The sequence below is a fragment of the Pedobacter aquae genome, from assembly GCF_008195825.1.
GTDB lineage: Bacteria > Bacteroidota > Bacteroidia > Sphingobacteriales > Sphingobacteriaceae > Pseudopedobacter > Pseudopedobacter aquae.
Window position 1 is genome coordinate 1,168,781 of record NZ_CP043329.1, and the last position, 22,717, is coordinate 1,191,497.

At 34.5% G+C, this 22,717-nt stretch carries 17 protein-coding genes; 1 reads left to right on the top strand and 16 read right to left on the bottom strand.

Features of this window, described 5'->3' with window-relative positions; translation table 11 throughout:
• Positions 1-28: 28 nt before the first annotated feature.
• The 6 genes from FYC62_RS05160 to smc all read right to left on the bottom strand — a co-directional run bounded on the left by FYC62_RS05160 (position 29) and on the right by smc (position 9,293).
• The gene (locus FYC62_RS05160; protein WP_039453696.1) at positions 29-523 is read right to left on the bottom strand and encodes an FKBP-type peptidyl-prolyl cis-trans isomerase; all 495 of its coding nucleotides are present in this window, start codon (positions 521-523) and stop codon (positions 29-31) included.
• Positions 524-556: 33 nt separating this feature from the next.
• Complete coding sequence (locus FYC62_RS05165; protein ID WP_149074182.1) at positions 557-2,563, bottom strand: thioredoxin domain-containing protein; 2,007 nt, start codon at positions 2,561-2,563, stop codon at positions 557-559.
• A gap of 1,623 nt (positions 2,564-4,186) precedes the next feature.
• Complete coding sequence (locus FYC62_RS17050; protein WP_168199390.1) at positions 4,187-4,348, bottom strand: hypothetical protein; 162 nt, start codon at positions 4,346-4,348, stop codon at positions 4,187-4,189.
• Between the two features lie 45 nt (positions 4,349-4,393).
• Positions 4,394-4,798: a PIN domain-containing protein gene (locus tag FYC62_RS05170; RefSeq protein ID WP_205943794.1), complete on the bottom strand. Its 405-nt coding sequence runs from the start codon at positions 4,796-4,798 to the stop codon at positions 4,394-4,396.
• A gap of 70 nt (positions 4,799-4,868) precedes the next feature.
• Positions 4,869-5,753 carry a glycoside hydrolase family 25 protein gene (locus FYC62_RS05175; RefSeq protein WP_149074183.1) on the bottom strand — a complete coding sequence of 295 codons (885 nt, stop codon included), beginning with the start codon at positions 5,751-5,753 and terminating at the stop codon, positions 4,869-4,871.
• 3 nt (positions 5,754-5,756) lie between these two features.
• On the bottom strand, positions 5,757-9,293 hold the full coding sequence (gene smc, locus FYC62_RS05180; protein ID WP_149074184.1) for a chromosome segregation protein SMC: 3,537 nt from the start codon (positions 9,291-9,293) through the stop codon (positions 5,757-5,759).
• 61 nt (positions 9,294-9,354) lie between these two features.
• Between smc and FYC62_RS05185 the strand changes: the two genes are divergently transcribed.
• Positions 9,355-9,810, top strand: a complete 456-nt coding sequence (locus tag FYC62_RS05185; RefSeq protein ID WP_149074185.1) for a hypothetical protein — start codon at positions 9,355-9,357, stop codon at positions 9,808-9,810.
• Between the two features lie 436 nt (positions 9,811-10,246).
• Here FYC62_RS05185 and FYC62_RS05190 read toward each other — a convergent pair whose 3' ends face one another.
• The 10 genes from FYC62_RS05190 to FYC62_RS05235 form a co-directional block, all read right to left on the bottom strand.
• Positions 10,247-10,570: a type II toxin-antitoxin system RelE/ParE family toxin gene (locus FYC62_RS05190; RefSeq protein WP_149074186.1), complete on the bottom strand. Its 324-nt coding sequence runs from the start codon at positions 10,568-10,570 to the stop codon at positions 10,247-10,249.
• Entirely contained in the window at positions 10,560-10,766 is a 207-nt protein-coding gene (locus FYC62_RS05195; protein WP_039455199.1) for a hypothetical protein, read from the bottom strand. The genes FYC62_RS05190 and FYC62_RS05195 overlap by 11 nt, the downstream gene beginning before the upstream one ends.
• Before the next feature lie 1,108 nt (positions 10,767-11,874).
• Positions 11,875-12,396 carry an acyl-CoA thioesterase gene (locus tag FYC62_RS05200; RefSeq protein ID WP_149074187.1) on the bottom strand — a complete coding sequence of 174 codons (522 nt, stop codon included), beginning with the start codon at positions 12,394-12,396 and terminating at the stop codon, positions 11,875-11,877.
• A gap of 5 nt (positions 12,397-12,401) precedes the next feature.
• Positions 12,402-13,724 carry a type IX secretion system plug protein gene (locus FYC62_RS05205; protein ID WP_149074188.1) on the bottom strand — a complete coding sequence of 441 codons (1,323 nt, stop codon included), beginning with the start codon at positions 13,722-13,724 and terminating at the stop codon, positions 12,402-12,404.
• 21 nt (positions 13,725-13,745) lie between these two features.
• Positions 13,746-15,665 (bottom strand): ABC-F family ATP-binding cassette domain-containing protein, encoded by a 1,920-nt coding sequence (locus FYC62_RS05210; RefSeq protein WP_149074189.1) that lies wholly within the window; start codon positions 15,663-15,665, stop codon positions 13,746-13,748.
• A gap of 54 nt (positions 15,666-15,719) precedes the next feature.
• Positions 15,720-16,109, bottom strand: a complete 390-nt coding sequence (gene gloA2 / locus FYC62_RS05215; protein ID WP_149074190.1) for an SMU1112c/YaeR family gloxylase I-like metalloprotein — start codon at positions 16,107-16,109, stop codon at positions 15,720-15,722.
• 9 nt (positions 16,110-16,118) lie between these two features.
• Positions 16,119-17,093, bottom strand: a complete 975-nt coding sequence (locus tag FYC62_RS05220) for a polyprenyl synthetase family protein (RefSeq protein WP_039454337.1) — start codon at positions 17,091-17,093, stop codon at positions 16,119-16,121.
• A 21-nt stretch (positions 17,094-17,114) separates the two neighbouring features.
• Complete coding sequence (gene rnr, locus FYC62_RS05225; protein WP_039454336.1) at positions 17,115-19,244, bottom strand: ribonuclease R; 2,130 nt, start codon at positions 19,242-19,244, stop codon at positions 17,115-17,117.
• Between the two features lie 1,201 nt (positions 19,245-20,445).
• Entirely contained in the window at positions 20,446-21,750 is a 1,305-nt protein-coding gene (gene murA / locus FYC62_RS05230) for a UDP-N-acetylglucosamine 1-carboxyvinyltransferase (RefSeq protein WP_039454334.1), read from the bottom strand.
• Positions 21,751-21,777: 27 nt separating this feature from the next.
• Entirely contained in the window at positions 21,778-22,509 is a 732-nt protein-coding gene (locus FYC62_RS05235) for a DUF4290 domain-containing protein (RefSeq protein WP_039454333.1), read from the bottom strand.
• Positions 22,510-22,717 lie beyond the last annotated feature (208 nt).

Below are 22,717 nucleotides of genomic sequence, written 5' to 3' on the forward strand. Positions count from 1 at the left end.
TGAGACAGCCTCTTTTTTGCTTTAATACTTAGTGATGATGACCACCTTCACCATGAACATGACCATGGTCTATTTCTTCTTGTGTTGCAGGTCTTACATCTTGGATGGTACCGTTAAAGTGTAACTCATGACCCGCCATAGGGTGGTTTAAATCAACTAAAACAGCATCTTCAACTACAGATACCACTCTGCCTTGAAATTGGTTGCCATTATTATCCTGTAAAGGTAAAACTGTACCAACTTCTGGTAAACCAGCTTGTGCAAACATATCTTTAGGTAAATTAGCTATTGCAGCTTCGTCATACTCTCCATAAGCATCAGCAGCATCTAAAGAAAATGCATAATTATCGCCAACGGCTAAGCCGCTTAAGTGTTCTTCAAATTTTGGTAGCATCATGCCAACGCCAAATAAAAAAACCAAAGGTTTTTCTGTTGTAGCGCTTTCTACGTGTTTTCTTTCGCCCTCTTCTGTAACGTATAAATCATAGGTTAATGATACTACGTGATTGTTTTCAATTTTCATGCTGTTGTTTTTTGGAATGGTTATGAACCATTTCTATTTAAATATTTGTTTAATTGCTTCGCTTACTTCGCTTTGGGGTAATTGGCAGGTTTTGTTTTCGCAAACAAAAATTCTGGTGTCACCAACAAACTTGTCTTGCAGCAAAGGTAAGTTTCCTTTTTCGCCTCCTAAAATAATCTTATTAGGAATATAATATTTTTCTATTTCTTTTCTTTTATCTTCGAAATCTGTACCTGTAATAGCTATTTCGAAACTTCCCTGAATCTCGTCTAACAATAAAGATGCCCAATTTGAATAAGCTGAAGCATAAGATTTTATGTGAGGTTCTACCGTTTTTAGCATGTGCTGATAGATATGCTGGTAATTTTGGCAATTGTAAAAAATAGCAAGTTTCTTAAAATTACAAGCTAAAACCGAGTTTGAAGCAGGTATTACATTATCCATCACTTCATATTTTCTAGCAATTAAGGCTTCATCCTCATCAGAAGTATAAAAGAACATTCCTGATTCTTCATCATGGAAATGGTTGACTACAAAATCACAAAGTTTCTTGGCCTCTTGTAACCAGTTTTCATCAAAGGTAATTTCATACACGCTTATAAAAGCTTCGGCTAATAGCGCATAATCATCTAAAAAAGCATTGATACTGGCTTTACCATCTTTATAGGTTCTATATAGGCCTCCGCTTTCTTTGTATAAATTTTTGAGGATGAATTGAGCATTGTTTAAAGCCAAACTTTTAAATTCTTCATCAGCGAAAGCTTTATAAGCATCGCATAAGCCTTTAATGGTTAAGGCATTCCAAGAAGTTAAAATCTTATCATCTAAACCTGGTCTTACTCTGGTAGAACGCTGTTGAAACAAAATAGCTTTTGCTTGCTTTATCTTGCTATTAAAATCATCTATAGCTAAACCAAAATGCTTGGCTACATCTTCTTTTTCTTTTCTTATCCAAGGGTTATTGATTTCTTCTTCTTCCCAGTTTCCTTCTGCCGTAATTTCAAAATAGGTATTAAATAATTCAGCATTGGTACCTAAAAGCTCATCAATTTCTGTTTTATGCCAGGTGTAAAATTTACCTTCTACGCCTTCACTATCGGCATCTAAGGCCGAGTAAAAGCCTCCTTCTGGGGATGTCATCTCTCTTTTTAACCATGCTACGGTTTCATAAACCACTTCTTTATAGCGCTCTTCTTTACACCATTTATAAGCATCGGCATATAAACTTAACAACTGACCATTATCATACAGCATTTTTTCAAAATGGGGGATATGCCATTTGCCATCTACCGAGTAGCGAGCAAAACCTCCGCCTAAATGATCATAAATACCGCCAGCAGCCATTTTATCTAAAGTTAACCTCACGATAACATGGGCTGCTTCGTCTTTAAGCAAGTGTGCAGTTTTCATCAAGAAGGCCCAGTTATTAGGCATTGGGAATTTTGGTGCTCTGTTATGTCCACCTTCAGAGAAATCAAAAAGTCTCTTCCATGGTTTTAAAGTATCTTCAATATTTTTTAAGCTATATACTTGATGTTCTTTAACAATGGCCAATTTATCTGCCTGTTGGATACCTTCTGTTAACTTTACAGCATATTCAGTAGCTTCATCTGGTTTAGTATCCCAGAAATGGGCTAAATTGGTTAATAAGTTTTTCCAATCTTTTTTAGGGAAATAGGTGCCGCCATAAATAGGGCGTTGGTCTGGCAAGCAAAAACAATTTAATGGCCAGCCGCCTCTGCCAGTCATCAATTGTACGGCATTCATGTAAATTTGGTCTATATCTGGCCTTTCTTCCCGGTCTATCTTAATGCAAACAAAAAAAAGGTTCATCAGCTTTGCTACTTCTTCATCTTCAAAGCTTTCATGTTCCATCACATGGCACCAATGGCAAGCCGAGTAGCCAATACTTACCAAAATCAGTTTATTTTCTGTTTTGGCTTTGGTTAAAGCTTCTTCTCCCCAAGGGTACCAATCTACCGGGTTATTGGCGTGTTGTAATAAATAAGGTGATGAGGAATGTATAAGTCTGTTAGGCATCGTAATGTTTTATTGAAATCGAATCAAAAATGAAACCATGTTTTAATGGTGGTAAAATAATATTTAAACGAGGAATAAGAGGAGGAATATTTTAAATATTACAATACACGGATGATGATTATTTTTTAGAGATTGTTAACTAATTGGCTATTGCGCACAAGGCTTTCCGGCCTCATAGGCGGCCAGCCCTAGGCACTTTTTTCTTGAAAAAAAAGTTCCCAAAAAACGAGGAACGAGTTCATGAATACCTAAGAAAACCATAACCAAAAAATGAATAATTCAAGGCTGATGAATATTTGTCGTTGCGTCTAAATAAATCTTAAACCACAATCCTGAGTGGTGTTAATGTTTTTGCTTTATGAAAGTATCTACAACACCCGTCGGATTGTTTCCCGCCTGTGCTTTATGAAAGTTTATGCAAAAGATTTATTTGCCTTCACTTCCAAATCTTCATAGGCCGTCCTCGTTCTTCGGAAAGGCATATTTAATTTTCAAAGGAGCTTCCTAAATATCCACATTTCAGGTTCTTTATACTTTTGCCGTCTTGAAAGAAACAACCATTCATAAATAACAGTCTAAACCGAAGCGCATGGGCAACAATTAGTTTATTCGTTACTAGTTGATTAGGTTGTTAGGCCGAAATATCTAATATTTAGGCATCTTTTTACTTTATACTTTTGACTTTTTACTTAAATAAAGCCTATAGCGCATGCGGTTTTGCATTCGATCTTACACTAACGTTCATAAACCGCTTGCTAGCAAAAATAAGCGCTCACTGTTTTTGAGTGTGGGTAAGATTTGTGCGGCAAAGGCTCCAGCGGGATTGTTCAGGACTTTTGGTTCCTTTTGGTCCCGCAAAAGGAACGAGCCTAGCCGGCGATAGAGGCGGCCAGCCTTAGGCACTTTTTCCCTCTAAAAGTAATGAACCCTCCGGCTCGTGAGGCGGATGTTTATTGTTTTATAGAGATTTTGAACTAATTGGCTATTGCGCACAAGGCTTTCCGGCCTCATAGGCGGCCAGCCCTAGGCACTTTTTTCTTGAAAAAAAAGTTCCCCAAAAACGAGGAACGAGTTCATGAATACCTAAGAAAACCATAACCAAAAAATGAATAATTCAAGGCTGATGAATATTTGTCGTTTCGTCTAAATAAATCTTCATCCACAATCCTGAGTGGTGTGAATGTTTTTGCTTGATGAAAGTATCTACAACACCCGTCGGATTGTTTCCCGCCTGTGCTTTATGAAAGTTTATGCAAAAGATTTATTTGCCTTCACTTCCAAATCTTCATAGGCCGTCCTCGTTCTTCGGAAAGGCATATTTAATTTTCAAAGGAGCTTCCTAAATATCCACATTTCAGGTTCTTTATACTTTTGCCGTCTTGAAAGAAACAACCATTCATAAATAACAGTCTAAACCGAAGCGCATGAGCAACAATTAGTTTATTCGTTAATAGTTGATGAGGTTGTTAGGCCGAAATATCCAATATTTAGGCATCTTTTTACTTTATACTTTTGACTTTTTACTTAAATAAAGCCTAGTGCGGCAAAGGCTCCTGTGGGATTGATCAGGACTTCTGGTGTAAAAGTTAGTTGTACAGTTGATAAAGTCTAATAATTATTAAATTACTGTCCAACAAGTTTGGTCTTATTTTCTGAAAGCTTCTTTTTGATATATGCTTTCAATTCATCAAAAGTCATGTTCTGAGTTTCAGCACTTATCTGAGATCTGATTTCTCTCATCATTTTAACAGCATCAAACTGTTTTTCTTTTTTATTCGTTTCCATAATTTACTAAGTCTTTTGGGCTTCTAATTTCAATCATTGAATATCCTAATCGTAATTTACTGAATTATATCCTTTTATTCTATCGAGATTTACAATATGCTTAAAGTTCCAGCTTGCTAAAACATCTACTTTGTTTATAGTTGCTAATGCGATATGCCGACAATCTTCTAAGCTAGTTCTACCAACTACTTTTTCACTAATGTAAGTATCAGCAAGTTTTACCGCTTCTTCGGTTAGTTCAACCCTCTGAAATTTATCGGCAGAATACTTTAATAAAAGTTCTCTAACTTTTAGAGGAGCGTTTATCAATTCTAAATCAAGTAAATCAGAAACAACAAAAATAATTTCATGATTATCAAGTCGTTCAAACAGCTTTAATGTTGCTTCTTTAAACTCTTCATCAAAATAACCACCAACTATTGAAGTGTCAATGTAAATCCTTTGTTTCATAAATATAAAGATATTCAAATTTTATATGGACTATCGCTCAATTGAAATAAAGGCTCTTAATTTTATAATTTTAATAGCTTTTCTGAATCAATAAAGCACTTAAATCTACTTCATCGCCATTAAAAACATTCATATCTACTTTACCTTTAATACCATCTATATGGGCATTATCGGCATGTTGCCAAAAATGCCAAGCAGTTTCGGGTAATTTTAGCTTAGGCTGATAGTAATGAGCTATCCAAATGGTATAATCGCTAAACTTATCTTTTATATTGTCTTCAAAGAATTTATAACCCGTATAAATGATAGGTTTTGTTTTGGTTTTAGCTTCAATTTCATTAAGAAACTCTTGTAAATTTAGTTGAAGTTCTAGTTTGCTTAATCCTCCGGTTTCTTCAATATCAATAACAGGAGGGAGGTCGCCGGCTTCTAAATTAACAGTTTGCAAAAAGAATTTGGCTTGCCATTTTCCAGATTTTTTAGGTTTAAAATAATGATAAGCTCCTCTAATGATACCTGCTTCTTTACTTTCTCGCCAATTTCTTTGGAAATAACTATCTACCAAGGTAACACCCTCTGTAGCTTTGATAAACGCAAAAGATAGCTTTACGTTGTATGATTCCATTGCCACTACTTTTTCCCAATTAATCTTACCCTGATAGGAGGAAACATCTATACCATGCACATGGTACTTACGTGGAATGCGGATACCAAACTCATCATGATGAGGGTATTCATCAAAAACAAATAAATCTTTAACCCATCTACCTGTAGAAACGGCTGTTCTAAAAAGTTTGCCATAATACAAAGGAGAAAACAGTAAAAGAACAACCAAAATAATGATAAACTTAAGTTTATGCTTTTGAGCAAATGTCTTTTTGGTGTTTCTTTTCTTTCTAGTAGTAACTGGCTTTCTCGTGTTTGTACGGTTTGTTGTTTTTCTTATTGGAGGCATAAATTAGGCTACTTCTCTTAAATCTACTGCTACAACTCTAGAAACGCCTTGTTCTACCATGGTTACGCCATAAATAATATCTGTACTGGCAATGGTACGCTTATTATGAGAAACTACAATAAACTGAGATTCGTTAGAAAACTTACGTATGATATTGTTGAATTTATCAATATTGGTATCATCTAGCGGGGCATCAACCTCATCAAAAATACAGAAGGGTGCAGGTTTTAATAAGTATAGCGAAAACAATAAAGCTGTAGCGGTTAAGGTTTTCTCACCTCCTGATAATTGATTGATAGACAATGGTCTTTTACCTTTTGGTCTGGCAATAATATCAATATCAGAATCTAAAGGCATATCCGGATGGGTAAGAATTAAATCGCAGTTATCTTCTTCATTAAATAATGAGCGGAAAACACGCATAAAGTTTTCTCTTACATGAGTAAAAGCTACCATGAATTTCTCTTTCGCTGTATCGTCAATCTCTTTTATGGTTTGTAAAAGAGAGGCTTTCGCTTCTGATAAATCTTTCTTTTGAGCTTGGATAAAGGTATAACGCTCTTCCATTTCTTTATAGGCTTCCATAGCCATGGGGTTGATAGCACCAAACTCATCCAATTGTTTTTTGATTTTATCTACCTTTTCTCTGGTATCTTGTTCTTCGGCTCCTTCAGAGATTTCGGTATCTAATAAATCCTCAATTTCTATATTAAACTCTACCGATAAACGCTCTTTTAAAGCATTTAATTCTAGTTTGAGGTTGTTTTTCTGGTCTTTAATCTCCGTTAGTAAAACATCGGTGTTTTCTTTTTTTCTTCTGATTTCTGATAGCTGATTTTCTAAATCGTTAACCAAACCACGTACCGCATAATAGTCTTTTTCTGCTTCTTGAAGCGCTTTTTCCATTTCTTCTTTTTGGTTGTACATGGCAATAAGGTCTTCATCATCATGGTCTACAAACTGTAAAGTATCTTTAATGGTAAGCTTGGTTTCTTCTAGCTCGGCACTGTGTTTATTGATTCTGTTTTCCAGATTTTCTTGTTGCGATTCTCTATACTCTAAATCTTTATCTAAACTGCTAACTTTATTTTGCTGTTGGTGGAATTTGATATTCTCGGCATTAAAAGCAGAGGAACGCATGGTTAAAACCTCGCTAAGCTCGTTAAAGGCCAATTGTTGTGCTATTAATTGCTCGTTTATGATTTGCTTTTGAGCAATTAACTCGGCAATTAAAGGCTGTTTTTCTAGCAATTCTGAAGCTATATGTTGTAGCTTTTGCTCAATATCCTGTTTTCTATTCTGACTGTTTTCTATAAAGGATTGATATTGTTCTTGTTTGGTTTGCACCGATATCAACTCGTTTTGTAGAAGATTAATCTGAGCTGATAAGGTATTAATCTCCTGTATTTTAGTAGCCGCTTTAAGTGTTTGTACTTTTAAAGTGCCTTCTTCTATATGGTCTTTAAGTTTTTTAAGCTGTACTTCTGCCTCTTTAATTTCTTTATGGAGGTTTTCAAGATTTTTAGCCCTACCAATTCTTTTACCCTCAAATAAACCAACCGAACCTCCCGAAAGGGTGTATTTACTTTTATTAAACTTCCCTGATTTTCCTATCAATACCATAGGAGAATTTAAAAGTTCAGCGTTTAAATCTTGCTCTCGGCTATCATCAACTAAAAAAACATGACTTAGCAAATGGTTGAATAGCTTTTTGTATTTCTTATCTGTTTCTGTAACAGATAATACGGGTATAGCACCTTCAGGAGCTGCTAATTCTTGCGCTTCTTTGTCTTCTAAATTATTTAATATAAAGAAGTTAGCCTTTCCTCTTGAAGAATTACTTAAAAGCTGTATAGCCTCAATAGCATCGCTATATTGCTCTACTACATAATGGTTCATCAAAGGTTCTAGAAAATTTTCTATGGCTACACGATACTCCTCATTACAAAAAAGAATATCAGAAAGTAGCGGAGCCTTTTTTGTCCATTGGGTATTCTTTCTTAAAAAGCGAATAGATTCTGGAAAACCTTCCAAATTGTCAACCATACTTTTGGTAAGGTTATATTCATTTTGTTTGGCATCCAGCTTTCTGCTGATACTGTTAAATTGTTCTTTATTATCGGCCAAAATAGCCTCTGTAGAAGCTAAATTCTCTTTTAACTCTTCTTCTAGCTCTTGTAAATGTTCTAGCTGATGTTTCTTACTTTCTAAACTTTCAGAAATATCGGCTATAGCCTTATTAAAATTAGATAATTCAATTTTTCTAGAGTCTGTATCGGCTATATTTCTACGTGTTTCTTGGTCTAAAGCTTCCTTTTGGATATTTAAAATCTCAATATCTTTCTCTACCTGGTAAACCTGATTTTGCAAAGCATTAGATTGGTTTTGCATTTGGTCTAGCCCTTGTTTAGATGATTGCTGCTGTATACGCAATTCCTCAACCTCGGCTTTTAAAGCCTCTAATTTAGTGCTGATGCTTTGCAGATTTTGCTCTTCCTGTAATCTTTCCTCGTTTAAGCGTTTGATATTATAAAAAACGTGATTCAGTTGTGTTTTATCTTTCTCTAAATCATCATTAAGTTTACTCTCTTTGTCTTGTAAAAACTTAAGCTGTTCGTTTTTAATCTTTTTCTCGCTTTCGTATGCTCTAATTTTACTTACAAACTCGTTAGTAGCTTTTTGCTGAACGGATAAGTTTTTCTCTTTCGTGAGGTTATTAAATTTATGCTTCTGGATGTCTGCATCCAACTGATCAGCTAAAGTATTGATACCTTGTTTAACTTCTAATTGCTCTTTTTCCCGTTCGTCTAGCTGAGCTAACGAATCTCTAAAACCAATAATCCTGAAAGATGCCAATACAATGCTTAAAGCATGATATTGTTCCTTTAATCGATAATATCGTTCGGCCTTTTTAGCCTGATTTTCTAAGGTTTTAAGGTTTCTTTCAATCTCGAAAAGTAAATCTTCAACCCGACTTAAATCTGCCTCTGTATCTTTTAACTTATTAAAAGTTTGCTTTTTGCGGAGTTTATATTTTGATATTCCTGATGCTTCTTCAAATAAAGCCCTTCTGGAGTTTTCTTTATTGGTGATGATCTCATCTATCATTTTTAACTCGATGATAGAGTAGGAGTCTGGCCCAATACCGGTATCTAAAAATAAATCGGTAATATCTTTTAGCCTACATTGTACATCGTTTAAACGATATTCTGATTCGCCAGTACGATAAAGTTTACGGGTTATGGTTACCTGCGAAAACTCTGTCGGCAGGATATTTTTGGTATTGTCAAAAGTTAAAGATACTTCAGCAAGGTTTGCAGGTTTTCTGGATTTTGTGCCATTGAAGATGATGTTTTCCATTTTCTCTGATCGCAGCATTCTGGTACTTTGCTCGCCCAAAACCCATCTGATAGCATCTACCACGTTAGATTTACCACAACCATTTGGCCCTACAATAGCAGTTACGCCTTCATTAAAGTTGATGGTAATCTTATCTCCAAAACTCTTAAAACCCTTAATTTCTAATTTGTTTAACTGCATGCTTTATTAAAACAGTGTATCTTTTAATTCCTCAAAACTAATTAATTTCTTAATTTGCAGTATGGAAAACCTCATATACATTTTAGCACCTATCGCACTTTTTCTCTTTAAAGCTTACCAAAACTTCCAAAAAGAGCAAGAGAAAGCTAGAAAACGTAATTTAAGCATCCCAGAACAGCCAGAAATTACGGTTAAAGATGAGGTACAAACCCAACCTATGATAGAAGAGCGTACTGAGGCTACCGAACTTAAACCTGATTATAAACTTTCTAAGCCAGAAAAATACGAAAAAGAACAGTACGAACGTATGGTTTATGAGCGATTAAAAACTCCAAACCAAAAGCCTAAAGACTATTATAATCCTGAAATTCCTAGTGCAGAAGTTATGAAAAGCAGAGCTATCCATGAAAAACACAAGCATGGTGTTAGCTTACCTAAACAAGAGGTGCAAGAAAGCTACGACTTTGATTTAAGACAAGCGGTAATTAATGAAGCGGTATTGAAAAGACCTTATTAGGTGGTTAGGTGGTTGGTTAGATGGTTGGTTTGTTAGTTTGTTAGGTGGTTAGTTTGTTAGGGTCGTTATTTCGATGAAGAACGAAGAAGTAAGTTGTTTTTTAATTTTCCCTTTTGAATTTTTAATTCTCCCTTTTGAATTTCTATTGATTGATTTTTGATTTAGTGAATGATAGATTAACTTTTGACTTTTTAATTTTTCCCTGTCATTGAGATGAGGAGCGAATAAATGTAATATATAGTGCATTTTTAAAACTCATTATCTTTTAATTATAAAGTTTGTACTATGTAAATGGTCATTATGTGAATTGTCTCTCATAACTATTTCTAGATTACCTTTTTTTTAATCTTATCAAATCTTAAACTCTAACTACTTAAATTCTAATTATTGATTCTTTTTTGAAGAGTTGGATTGACTCTATTAGATAATTTTGATTTTAAATATAACTTAATAAATCCTTTAATTCTTTATCTGTTAGATTCTCTTTGTCAGATTTATCGTATATAGAAAGTAGATATACAACCTCATCGCTAAGGACTATGTTAGTTATAATTCTTTCACCGCTGCTTTTACCTTTTGCTTTGGAAGCTATAGCTAAACGAATTTTAAAGCAGTTTTTACCAACATTAATACCTTGTTCGGGATTTTGCTCTAAGCTTTCAATAAGTTTTAGAAACTCTTGTTTTAAAGAAGGGTATTTCTTGTATAATCGTATTAATTGTTTATCAAAAGGCGGAATAGTTAAAACACTATAACTCATTGTATAATGCTCTGGCAGTTTTTACCTTAAGTTTTCCCTCTTTCGCTAATTTTAGATTGTCAACCGCTTCTTTAATTTCCTCTATGAGTATAGCCTTTTCATTAGAAATAGTTTTTGTCTTTACATAAGGTAAGCTTTTTAAAACTTCTAATAAGTGCAGAGCTTTGTCGTCTTTTATATCTAATAATATTTTCATTTTGAGTAACCTTTAAACGATATTATTGTATTATTTAATGTAATAAAGATAGTTGATTATTATACCTTTACAAAGGTAAGATATATATTCCCATTGTAACCAAACTTACGCTCATTTATAACAAGCGCTTAAATGTTTAACGATAATATTGTTTATTAACAACAAAGTTAAATGATGACTTTTTAACTTATTGATTGATTTTTGATTGAGTAAGTGATAGATTGATTTTTTTTGAATTTTTAATTTTCCCTTTTTAATTCTCTTACATTGCCTCCGTTTGTAACGAGTGCTTTTATGGTTTAATGATTACATCGTTTATTTATTTAACCACAGAGTTCACGGAGAACACAGAGCTGGATGAAGACTTATTTGTTGAGTGAGTTTTTTGTCATGGCGATGAGGAGCGAAGAAGCAATCTGTTTTTATTGATTGATTTTTGATTTAGTGAATGATAGATTAACTTTTTCCTTTTTAATTTTTCCTTTTTAATTTTTCCCTGTCATGGCGATGAGGAGCGAAGAAGCAATCTATTTTAGTATTGAGTGATTTTTGAATTTCTATTTATTGATTTTTGATTGAGTGAATAATAGATTGATTATTTTTACTTTTGAATTTTTCTATTTATTGAAGGATAGATTGGTTTTTTTTTGACTTTTGAATTTTTCCTTTTGACTTTTTAATTCTCCCTTTTTAATCTCTCTTACATTGCCCCCGTTTGTAACGAGTGCTTTTATGGTTTAATGATTACATCGTTTATTTATTTAACCACAGAGTTCACGGAGAACACAGAGCTGGATGAAGACTTATTTGTTGAGTGAGTTTTTTGTCATTGCGATGAGGAGCGAAGAAGCAATCTGTTTTTATTGATTGATTTTTGATTTAGTGAATGATAGATTAACTTTTTCCTTTTTAATTTTTCCTTTTTATGGCGATGAGGAGCGAAGAAGCAATCTATTTTAGTATTGAGTGATTTTTGAATTTCTATTTATTGATTTTTGATTGAGTGAATAATAGATTGATTTTTTTACTTTTGAATTTTTCTATTTATTGAAGGATAGATTGGTTTTTTTTGACTTTTGAATTTTTCCTTTTGACTTTTTAATCTCTCTCACTGCTTCGCTGCATTAAACAAAGCTTTTAGTTCTGTAGCGTCATCAGGATTCATCCTACCTGAAAGGATTAACCTCAACTGCTTACGTCTTAATGCGCCATCATAAAGTGCTTTTTCTTCATCAGATTCTGGGATTAACTCTGGAACAGGAACTGTTTTACCTTCATCATTTAAAGCTACGAAAGTATAATAGGCCTCGTTAGATTTGATACGTGTGCCCGATGGAATGTTTTCAGCCCAAACATCTAACCTAACTTCAACAGAAGTATGGAAAGCTCTAGTAACTTTGGCATTTATCGTCACCACATCACCCAATTTTATGGGGTGCTTAAAAGAAACATTATCTACAGAAGCGGTTACCACAATACGGTTGCTATGTCTTTGTGCAGAAATCGCTGCAGCAATATCCATCCAATGTAATAGACGACCACCCATTAAATTATTTAAGGTATTGGTATCATTGGGTAATACCAATTCGTTCATGGTAATTAATGAATCTTTTGCTTTCTTGCCGCTCATATATTTTAGTTTGTTCTGGGTAATTGTCTACTGTTTAATTCTCGAAAGGCTATTAACTCTTCAAATCTTGAAGCCGGTGCCCTATAATAAACCAATATTTGGTAATCATTCTCGGTTTCAAAAAAAGAACCATCAAAAGCATGATCATTAATGATTTTGCCATCTTCTGTAGCCCAAGTGTATTTATAATCATAAACACCTTGTTTTAAAAGCATCGTTTTAGAAAATTGTTTGTTTTCAGGATGATAAATCAATCTGCTATCTGCATTTTTCTGATAAGCATTAAACTGCCCAATGATATAAGCATGTCCGTTAGCATCTGGCTCTTCGGCGTTTAAGGTAAAAGTTACAGCTGCATAATCACCAGCATAATCATCACTATTACCATCTTGATTGATGATGTAAAACTTACCATTTTCATCAAATTGATAGGAGTAGTTAGGCGTGTTTAAAGCAGCATCAGGAAATAATAAAATTCTATACAAACTATCTAAAACAATTTGCCCCACACGTTCTGATTTAAACCTTAAACTACGGGTATCAAATCTTCTAAACTCATTAGCACCATCAAAATCATTGGTTAAATTATCAGCATAAACCAATAAGTTGTTTCGCACAAAAAGTGGCTTATTGATGGTCTTCATTAAATCTGTACGGTTATTTTTTAAGGTAACGATTCTAATTTCCTGATAAGGATTTTGAATAGCTAAACCTGGATGTGCAATGTTGATATTCACCTTCTGACGTTCGTCTCTTTTAGCTACAATTGCAGATTGTGTAATTTCTGCTTGTACATTAACCTTTGCCTGTACAATATATAACCTTCTACTGATGAGTATTTTACGCTGGTCGCCATCTTCATAAACTTTAAGTAAGTAATTACCAGATATTTTAGGGATGATACTGCTATTAGGCAAGCTTAACTCGTAATGCGTATAGCTAATAAAAGTACCAAAGGAATATCTAAAGTTATTAATACGCTCTTCGGTAAAGCTTTGTAAATACTCAATAGGAGATAAGGATGAAGGTTTCCAATCTGCATCACAATGTTCTAGGGTGTAAAATAAATTTCTGCTTCCACCACGTAAATCATCAAACTTTAAAATAACTTGTTGGCTGCTGCCTAAACTCAAAACCGGAAAGCTTTGGTCTTTCTCGGCATTAAAAAACTCTACACTTTTAATCTCCGGGATATAATTTTTATTATCATAAACCGTCACAGATTCTGGTGTAACAGCTACATAAGCCCTCACTTTTTTAGGCTTTTTTTGGGCAAAAGTAGCTAAACTTAATAGCATCAAAAACAGATATATCAAACTCTTCCTCATACCATTAAGTTTATTTAATATTTAGCCTTCTAAAATCAATATTTCATCAGCTAGTTGCTCCCAATGTAATTGTAAAGCACCTAATTGTTCTTTTAAATGATGATAACGCTCGTTCACCTCTTTTAATTTTTGAGGATTGCTATAAACTTCTTCTTTGGCAATTTCTGCTTCTGCTTCTTTCACCAATTTATCTTGTGCCGCTACGTCATCTTCTAGCTTTTGCAATTGCTGGTTTAGCTTTTTCAGTTGCTTAGCTTTGTCATCAGAAACTTGTGGCTTAGCTTCTTCTTTTTTAGCTTTTTCTACTTTAGCATGTTTGATACCACCGCCGGGTACAATTTCCTTTAACCTTTTAGCTTGCCACTCTTCATACTCGGCATAAGTACCAGGATATTCTTTAATTTGTTGATCCTCAATAAACCAAATCTTGTTGGCAACGCTATCTAAGAAATACCTATCGTGGGAAACAGCAATAAAAGTACCCTCGTATTGCTCTAAAGCTTGTATCAAGATATTTACCGATTGTATGTCTAAGTGGTTGGTTGGCTCATCCAGAATCAGGAAGTTAGAATCTGTAGTTAAGGACTTAGCTAAGGCAACCCTAGATTTTTCTCCTCCAGATAATACCCTGATTTTCTTAAACACATCATCACCAGTAAACAAGAAACAACCTAATATAGAGCGTAGCTCGGTATCAGAATGTTTAGGTGCAAAAGCCTGTAATTCCTCTAAAATAGCATTATCTAAGTGTAAAGATTCTAATTGGTGCTGTGCAAAAAAAGTGGTTGTAACATTATGTCCGTTTTCACATTTCCCGCTGAAAGCTTCCGTACCTGCAATCATCCTCAATAGGGTAGATTTACCCTTACCATTGGCTCCAATTAAAGCTATTTTATCTCCTTTTTCTATAAGCGCTTCTGCCTGGTCTAAAATATTAATATTTGGGTAGCTTTTAGAAGCATTTTCTATTCTGATGACATGCCTTCCTGAAGGTTTAGAGAATTTAAACCTGAAGTTTACAGTAGGGTTATCATCATCAACATCTTCAACACGCTCCATTTTATCTAAAGCTTTCATTCTGGATTGCGCCATTTTAGCTTTAGATGCTTTAGCTTTAAAACGTTCTATCAAACGCTCTTCTTGTTTAATTTTAGCTTGTTGGTTTTTAAATTCGCCTTTCTGAATTTCTGATCTTAAGGCTTTTTCTTCTAAATAGAAGGTATAATTACCAGAATAGATGGTTAATTTTCCTTTACGAGATTCTACTATACGATTTACAATTCTGTCTAGGAAATACCTATCGTGAGATACAATCACAATAGCACCTTCAAAACCATTTAAATAAGTTTCTAACCACTTGATAGAGGGTAAATCCATGTGGTTGGTAGGCTCATCTAGCAGTAAAATATCTGGGTTTTGTAGTAATATTTTAGCTAACATGACACGCATACGCCAACCTCCAGAAAAGGTGTTTAGCGGCCTGTGTTGGTCTTCTGTACTAAAACCCAATCCGGCTAAAATCTCATTGGCTCTATACTCGATGTTATAACCATCTAAAGCCTCAAACTCTTGTTGTTTATCACTTAATTTATTGATGAGCTCGTCAGAATAATCAGTCTCAATTTTCTTAAGTAAAACTTCAATTTCATCATGCAGCTGGTTTTGGCGCTCAAAAGCTTCCATAGCTACGTGTAAAATGGTATGATGAGAATCGTAAGAAAGTAAATCTTGGTTGAGGTAACCTATTTTAATGTCTTTAGACATAGAAACGGTACCTTCAGAAGGCGAATACTCGCCAACTATAATTTTTAAAAGTGTAGATTTTCCGGTTCCATTAGCACCAATTAAACCTATTTTTTCTCCTGGTTTGATATGCCAGTTAGCTTCTTCATATAAAGCTCTTGAACCTATACGGAAAGTTAAATTATTTATTGCAATCATTTGGGCGCAAAGGTACGCAATTTTAGATAGCTTTTATTTCAGATTTCTGTTACACTAACACTCGTAAAATTCTATGGGTAATCCATCAGGATCTGCAATAAAGGTGAATTTTTCACCTGTAAACTCATCTACTCTAATATCCTCAACTTCAATGTTTTGATTTTCTAATGTTAACTTAACTATTGCTAAATCATCCACAGCAAAAGCTAAATGTCTTAGTCCGCAAGCTTCGGGAAATGACGGACGGGGAGGAGGCTCAGGAAAAGAAAATAATTCTATACCATAATCATCACCTAAAGCTAGGTCTAGTTTGTAAGAATCTCTAGCCTCACGGTATACTTCTCTTACAATTTGAAGTCCTAATATTTGGGTATAAAAATGCTTTGATACCGGATAATTACTGCAAATAATGGCAATATGATGGATATTTTTGAGCGCTAACATCAACAATTATTAATTATCTCTTAGCATCAATAAATCTGCAAATTCTTTTAAAACAGTTTTTCTTTCTTCATCAACTGCAATTTTATTTAAAGCAGCTAAGCCTTTTGCAGCATAACCTTCCATTTCTTTTTTAGCAATTTCTTGAATATTTAAGCTGTTATAAATAGCGGTAACGGCTGCAACCTTCTCTTGTGTGTTAAATGTGGTTTGGCTTAGCCAGTTTTGAAGCTCTTCTTTTTGTGCTCCTTTGGCAAGCTCTAACGCTCTGATCAGTAAAAAGGTTTTTTTATTGGAAATGATATCGCCACCTACTTGTTTTCCAAATTTCTCTGGGTCGCCATAAACATCTAAAATATCATCTTGAAGCTGGAAAGCGATTCCTAATTTCTCACCAAAATCATATAATAAATGAGCATCATTTTCTGCTGCTTCACCAATTAAAGCACCAATTTTTAACGCTCCACCCAATAAAACAGCTGTTTTGAGCCTAATCATATTGATATAATCATCAACTTTTACTTCTTGGTGGTTTTCAAAGTTCATGTCTATTTGCTGACCTTCGCAAACTCCAACGGCAGTATCATTAAATATCTTTAAAATATTTGGTAGGATAGCGGGTTTAACCTGCATGATGAGTTTATAAGCTTCTACCAGCATCACATCTCCGGAAAGGATAGCTACAGCCTCATTCCATTTGGCATGTACCGTAGGATTTCCTCTTCTCAAAGGTGCTTTATCCATAATATCATCATGCATTAAGGTGAAATTATGAAAAACCTCAATCGCTAAAGCTGGCTTAATGGCCTTTTCTACATCGCCTTTGAATAGGTCTGTAGCCATTAACAACAAAGCAGGCCTTAACCTTTTACCACCCAAATTCATGAGATAACTGATTGGCTCATACAGTTCTGATGGGTTTACAGGATATTTTTGTTGAGCTATAGCTCTGGTGATTAATTGTTGAAGATTAGAAATGCTGTACATTTAACTGTAAAAGATAATGGATTAGGAAATTAACGTAAAGTCTATTTGTCTCTTGCTTAAATCTACTCTTTTTACCCTGATACTCACTTCATCACCCAACTGATAGACTTTCTTTTTTCTTTGCCCAATAATACAATAATTTTTCTCGTCCAAGGTATAGAAATCATCAGAAATATCTCTTAGCCTAATCATTCCCTCACATTTATTCTCTTCAATTTCTACATACATTCCCCATTCTGTAACGCCAGAAACTATCCCTAAATAGGTTTGCCCGATATTATCTTGCAAAAATTCTGCTTGCTTATATTTGATAGAAGCCCTTTCTGCATCGGCAGCTTTTTTCTCCATTTGGGAAGCATGCTGACAAAGTTTTTCGTAATGTTCTGCACTGGCATTGGCACCACCATCTAAATAATGTTGTAGTAAACGGTGTGTCATCACATCGGGGTAACGACGAATAGGAGAGGTGAAGTGTGTGTAAAAATCAAAAGCTAAACCATAATGACTGCTACTTTTTGTGGTATAAATAGCTTTCGCCATAGAACGGATAGCTAGTTGTGTTAAAACGTTTTGCTCTTTTTTACCTTCAATATCGGCCATTAATTTGTTTAAAGATCTGGCCGTATCACGGTCTGATTTGGTAGAGATTTTATGTCCGAATTTTAAGGCAAACTGAGAAAAGTTGGCTAAGCTTTCTGGTTTTGGCGAATCGTGAGCCCGGTAAACAAAGGTTAATTTGTTTTTTCCTTTACCTTTTTTAGCGATAAACTCAGCAACTCTTCTGTTAGCCAGCAACATAAAATCTTCGATAAGTTTATGTGCATCTTTACGTTCTTTGATGTAAACACCAGTAGGTTTTCCTTTTTCATCAAGTTTAAATTTCACCTCGGTAGATTCAAAACTGATAGCACCATGTTTAAACTTACGGTCTCTAAGTTGATAAGCTAAATCATTTAAAATCAATATCTCATCAACAAAATCGCCTGCCTTTTGCTCAATAATTTCTTGCACTTCTTCATAAGCAAAACGTCTGTCTGAGTAAATAACCGTTCTGCCAAACCATTCGTTCTGAATATTTGCTTCGGCATCTAATTCAAAAACAGCAGAAAAACACAGCTTTTCTTCTTTTGGTCGTAAAGAACATAAACCATTTGATAAACGCTCTGGCAACATCGGTATCACCCTGTCTACCAAATAAACCGAAGTTCCTCTGTCAAAAGCTTCTTTATCTAATTCTGTTTCTGGTATGACGTAATGAGAAACATCGGCAATATGAACACCTACCTCATAGTTTCCATTTTCTAATTTTTGGAAAGAAATAGCATCGTCAAAATCTTTTGCATCAAATGGGTCTATGGTAAAGGTGGTAATTTTTCTAAAATCTCTTCTTCTAGCTATCTCTTCTTTAGAAATCTGGTCTGATATGTTATTAGCCTCTTTTTCTACCACTTCTGGGAAGGCTAATGGGAAACCATATTCTGCTAGAATGGCGTTCATCTCGGTGTCGTTTTCACCTTGTTTTCCTAAGATGCTTTTGATAATACCTACCGGGTTTTTAGCGCCATCAGGCCAATCTACAATTCTTGCTAATGCTTTCACACCATTTCTAGCGCCATTTAAATCCTCTAGAGGTATAAAAATATCATGAAGCATTTTTCTGTCATCAGGAATAAAAAACGCAAAATGTTGAGATACTTTAACCAAGCCCGTAAATTCTAATTTAGCTCTAGTGATGATTTCTACCACTTCACCTTCTTTACGCTTACCTTTTTTACTTGCGTAAACATATAATTTTACGATATCGCCATGCAAAGCGGTTCTTAGCTTACGTGGAGCTATATAAATATCATTTTCAAAGGTATCATCAGGAATTAAAAAAGCCGAGCCATCATTAGCCATATCAATTCTTCCTGTTACAAATGTTTCTATTTCATGTAATTGATATTTGCCTTTCTCTTTTTCTATGAATAAGCCTTCTTTGGTAACATCTTTAAGAATATCTGCTATGGTTTCTTTTGATTCTGGGTCGCTGATATTCAGTTTAGCAGCTACTTGTTTATAGTTAAGAGGCTTATTACCGTTTTTTTCAAAAATATCGGTGATAAGCTGTGTAAGAACATGTTTGATATTATTTCCTTTATGATTAGACATATTGTGACGTGTTTGTTCTAAATATAGTCTTAAAAGCTTAAAATGAGGATTAAGTTTTAAAGAATTTTTAGATTTTCATGAATTTAGTTAATCGATATCATTAAATAAGATGATGATATCAAAAAATCTACCATAGACTTCTTTATTAGGTTTTAAAATTAGGTGTTTTTGCTTTAGCAGGGTAGTGGTTTCTTTTTTATTGGCAATTACGCACAAGTCTTTCCGGCCTCCTAGGCGGCCAGCCCTATTCACTTTTTTCTTGATAAAAAAGTGAACAAAAAACGAGGAACGAGTTCATGAATGCCTAAGAAAAACCATAAACAAAAAATGAATAAATCCTGCCTACCGGCAGGCAGGCAAGGCTGATGAATATTTGTCGTTTCGTCTAAATAAATCTTTATCCACAATCCTGAGTGGTGTGTAAGTTTATGCTTAGTGAAGGTTTATACAACACCCGTCGGATTGTTTCCCGATACTGCTTATTGAAAGTTTTTGCAAAAGATTTATTTGACTCCACATCCAAATCTTCATAGGCCGTCTTTCGTTCTTCGGAGAATTTCTTTAATGATTAAAGGCAGTTCTTGACTATCCGCTCTTTAGGCTCTTTTTACTTTATACTTTTGACTTTTTACTTAAATAAAGCCTATAGCACATGCGGTTTTGCGTTCGAGTTTTTACTAACTTTCATAAAGCATTAACGAGTAAAAATAAGCGCTCCCTGTTTTTGAGTGTGGGTAAGGGATGTGTGACAAAGGCTCCTGTGGGATTGTTCAGGACTTTATTCATTAGTTTTTATTGATTTTAAAAGGTATTCATGAATTCACTAAAGCTTCATTTTGGTTCCTTTTGGTCCCGCAAAAGGAACGAGCCCCGCCGGCGATAGAGGCGGATATTTATTGTTTTAGAGATTGTGAACTAATTGGCTGTGCGCACAAGGCTTTCCTGCCTCATAGGTCATCGATATAATCGAAAAACCATTTTAAGCACTTGCTGCAAACGAGCGCAAGATGAAAGTGAAGCTTTTGGAAATGGCAATTTCGCATAAGTCTCTCGAGCCTCATAGGTCATCGATATAATCGAAAAACCATTTTAAGCACTCGTTGCAAACGAGCGCAAGATGGTATTTCTACTTTCTACTCCGTACTTTCTACTTTCAAGACCTATAAACAAAAAAACTCTCCTAAAAAGGAGAGTTTGGAAGTTAAATTCTTCTAATATCAGCACCAAGTGCTCGTAATCGGGTATCAATATCCTGATAGCCTCTTTCTATTTGTTCAATATTATAAATGGTAGACCTTCCTGATGCAGAAAGTGCAGCTATTAATAAAGAAACTCCTGCTCTAATATCTGGCGAGGTCATTTCTATACCTTTCAACTGATATTTCTTATCTAAACCAATAACAGTCGCTCGGTGTGGGTCGCATAAAATAATTTGTGCACCCATGTCTATCAATTTATCCACAAAGAATAAACGACTCTCGAACATTTTTTGGTGAATCAATACCGAGCCTTTTGCTTGTGTAGCCACTACCAAAACGATAGAAAGTAAATCTGGTGTAAAGCCTGGCCAAGGAGCATCAGCAACAGTTAAAATAGAACCATCAATAAATGTGTCTATTTCATAACTTTGTTGAGCCGGTATAAAAATATCATCACCACGTAATTCCATTTTAATACCTAACCTTTTGAAAACATCAGGAATGATACCTAATTCTTGGTAACAAACATTTTTGATGGTGATTTCTGACGCTGTCATGGCAGCTAAGCCAATAAAAGAGCCAATCTCTATCATATCAGGTAATAAACGATGTTCTGTACCAACCAAAGCATCAACACCTTCTATGGTTAATAAATTAGAACCAATACCTGTAATTTTTGCACCCATGCGATTAAGCATTTTGCAAAGTTGCTGTAAATAGGGCTCGCAAGCTGCATTATAAATGGTAGTAGTACCTTTAGCAAGAACTGCCGCCATTACAATATTTGCTGTACCAGTTACAGAGGCCTCATCTAATAAAATAAATGTTCCTTTTAATTCTGTAGCATCAACATTAAAGAAATTAGTTTCTGCATTATAAATGAACTTAGCGCCTAATTTCTCGAAGCCCAAAAAGTGAGTATCTAAACGTCTTCTGCCAATTTTATCTCCACCTGGTTTAGGAATTGCAGCCTTACCAAAACGGGCTAAAAGCGGACCTACAATCATGATAGAGCCTCTTAAACTGCCTCCTTTGGCTTTAAAAGTTTGAGATTGAAAGAACTCTAGGTTGATGTTAGCTGCCGTAAACTCGTAAGTATCTTTTGATAATCTGTTAACTTCTACACCTAGGTCTCCTAAAAGCTCAATAAGTTTATTAACATCTTTAATATCGGGTATATTGCTTATGGTAACTTTTTCTGGCGTTAATAAAACAGCAGAAAGAATTTGCAATGCTTCATTTTTTGCTCCCTGGGGTATAATTTCTCCTTTTAAAGGTTTACCACCACGAATCTCAAATGCATTCATCATATAAAATATTTTTTTGGGGTTTGATTAGTTTGACCTTTTTCCTCCGCCATTATTTTGGAAGCTCCTAGGACGGTTTTTATTGTTGTTATTTTGGTTATTGTTTTGTCTTTGACCACCGCCACCTCTGTTGTTTTGGTTTGTCTTTTGAGAACGACCGTTGTTATTATTACTGCTAGATGGGGTATTTGGTTTTACATCAACTTTGTTAAGTACAACCTGACTTAAATCTAACTCTCCGGCAGATAAATCATTCAAATCAGAAATGATTTGCTCATCAGCAACGTGGTCTTTATTCCAAAGTACATAAGCCATTTTCATGAAGTTTGCTATAGAATTCACCATGTGCTGCTTTTTTTCAGGCTCGGTAATTTCTTTTGCTCTTTTAATCATGAGCTCAATGGTTTTTCCGTAATGTTTAAATTTAATACGGTTTTGAGGATAACTTAAAACTTCTGGTCTAAAGTTAATACCTTCCTTTGTAGGGGTAGGGTAAGGCGAATCAACATCTATCCTAAAACCTGAAATGATATGTAAATGATCCCAAAGTTTATGTTTAAAATCTGGAACATCTCTTAAATGAGGATTTAAAAATCCCATCATATCTATCACCACTTGGGCGTATTTATTTCTTTCTTCTTTGGTGGGTAACTCGCAGATATACTCAACCATATTCTGCACATTTCTACCATACTCTGCCAAGATGAGTTTATCTCTTGAAGTATTGTAATCAAATTTATTTTCAACAGTGTTATTCATTTTTGAATTATTAAAGCTAAATGGTGTAAGCTTTCTTTCTATACTGATAATATTTTTTAATGTAATGATTAACCTATCCGTCTGATTATGAGATTATAACAATCAAAATAATTTAATAAAAGCGGGTTAAAAACAGTATGTAATTTTAATTTTTGTAGCTAAAAGCTGCAATTTAAGAAAATAAATAAAATTGCAATGTTTTTATTTA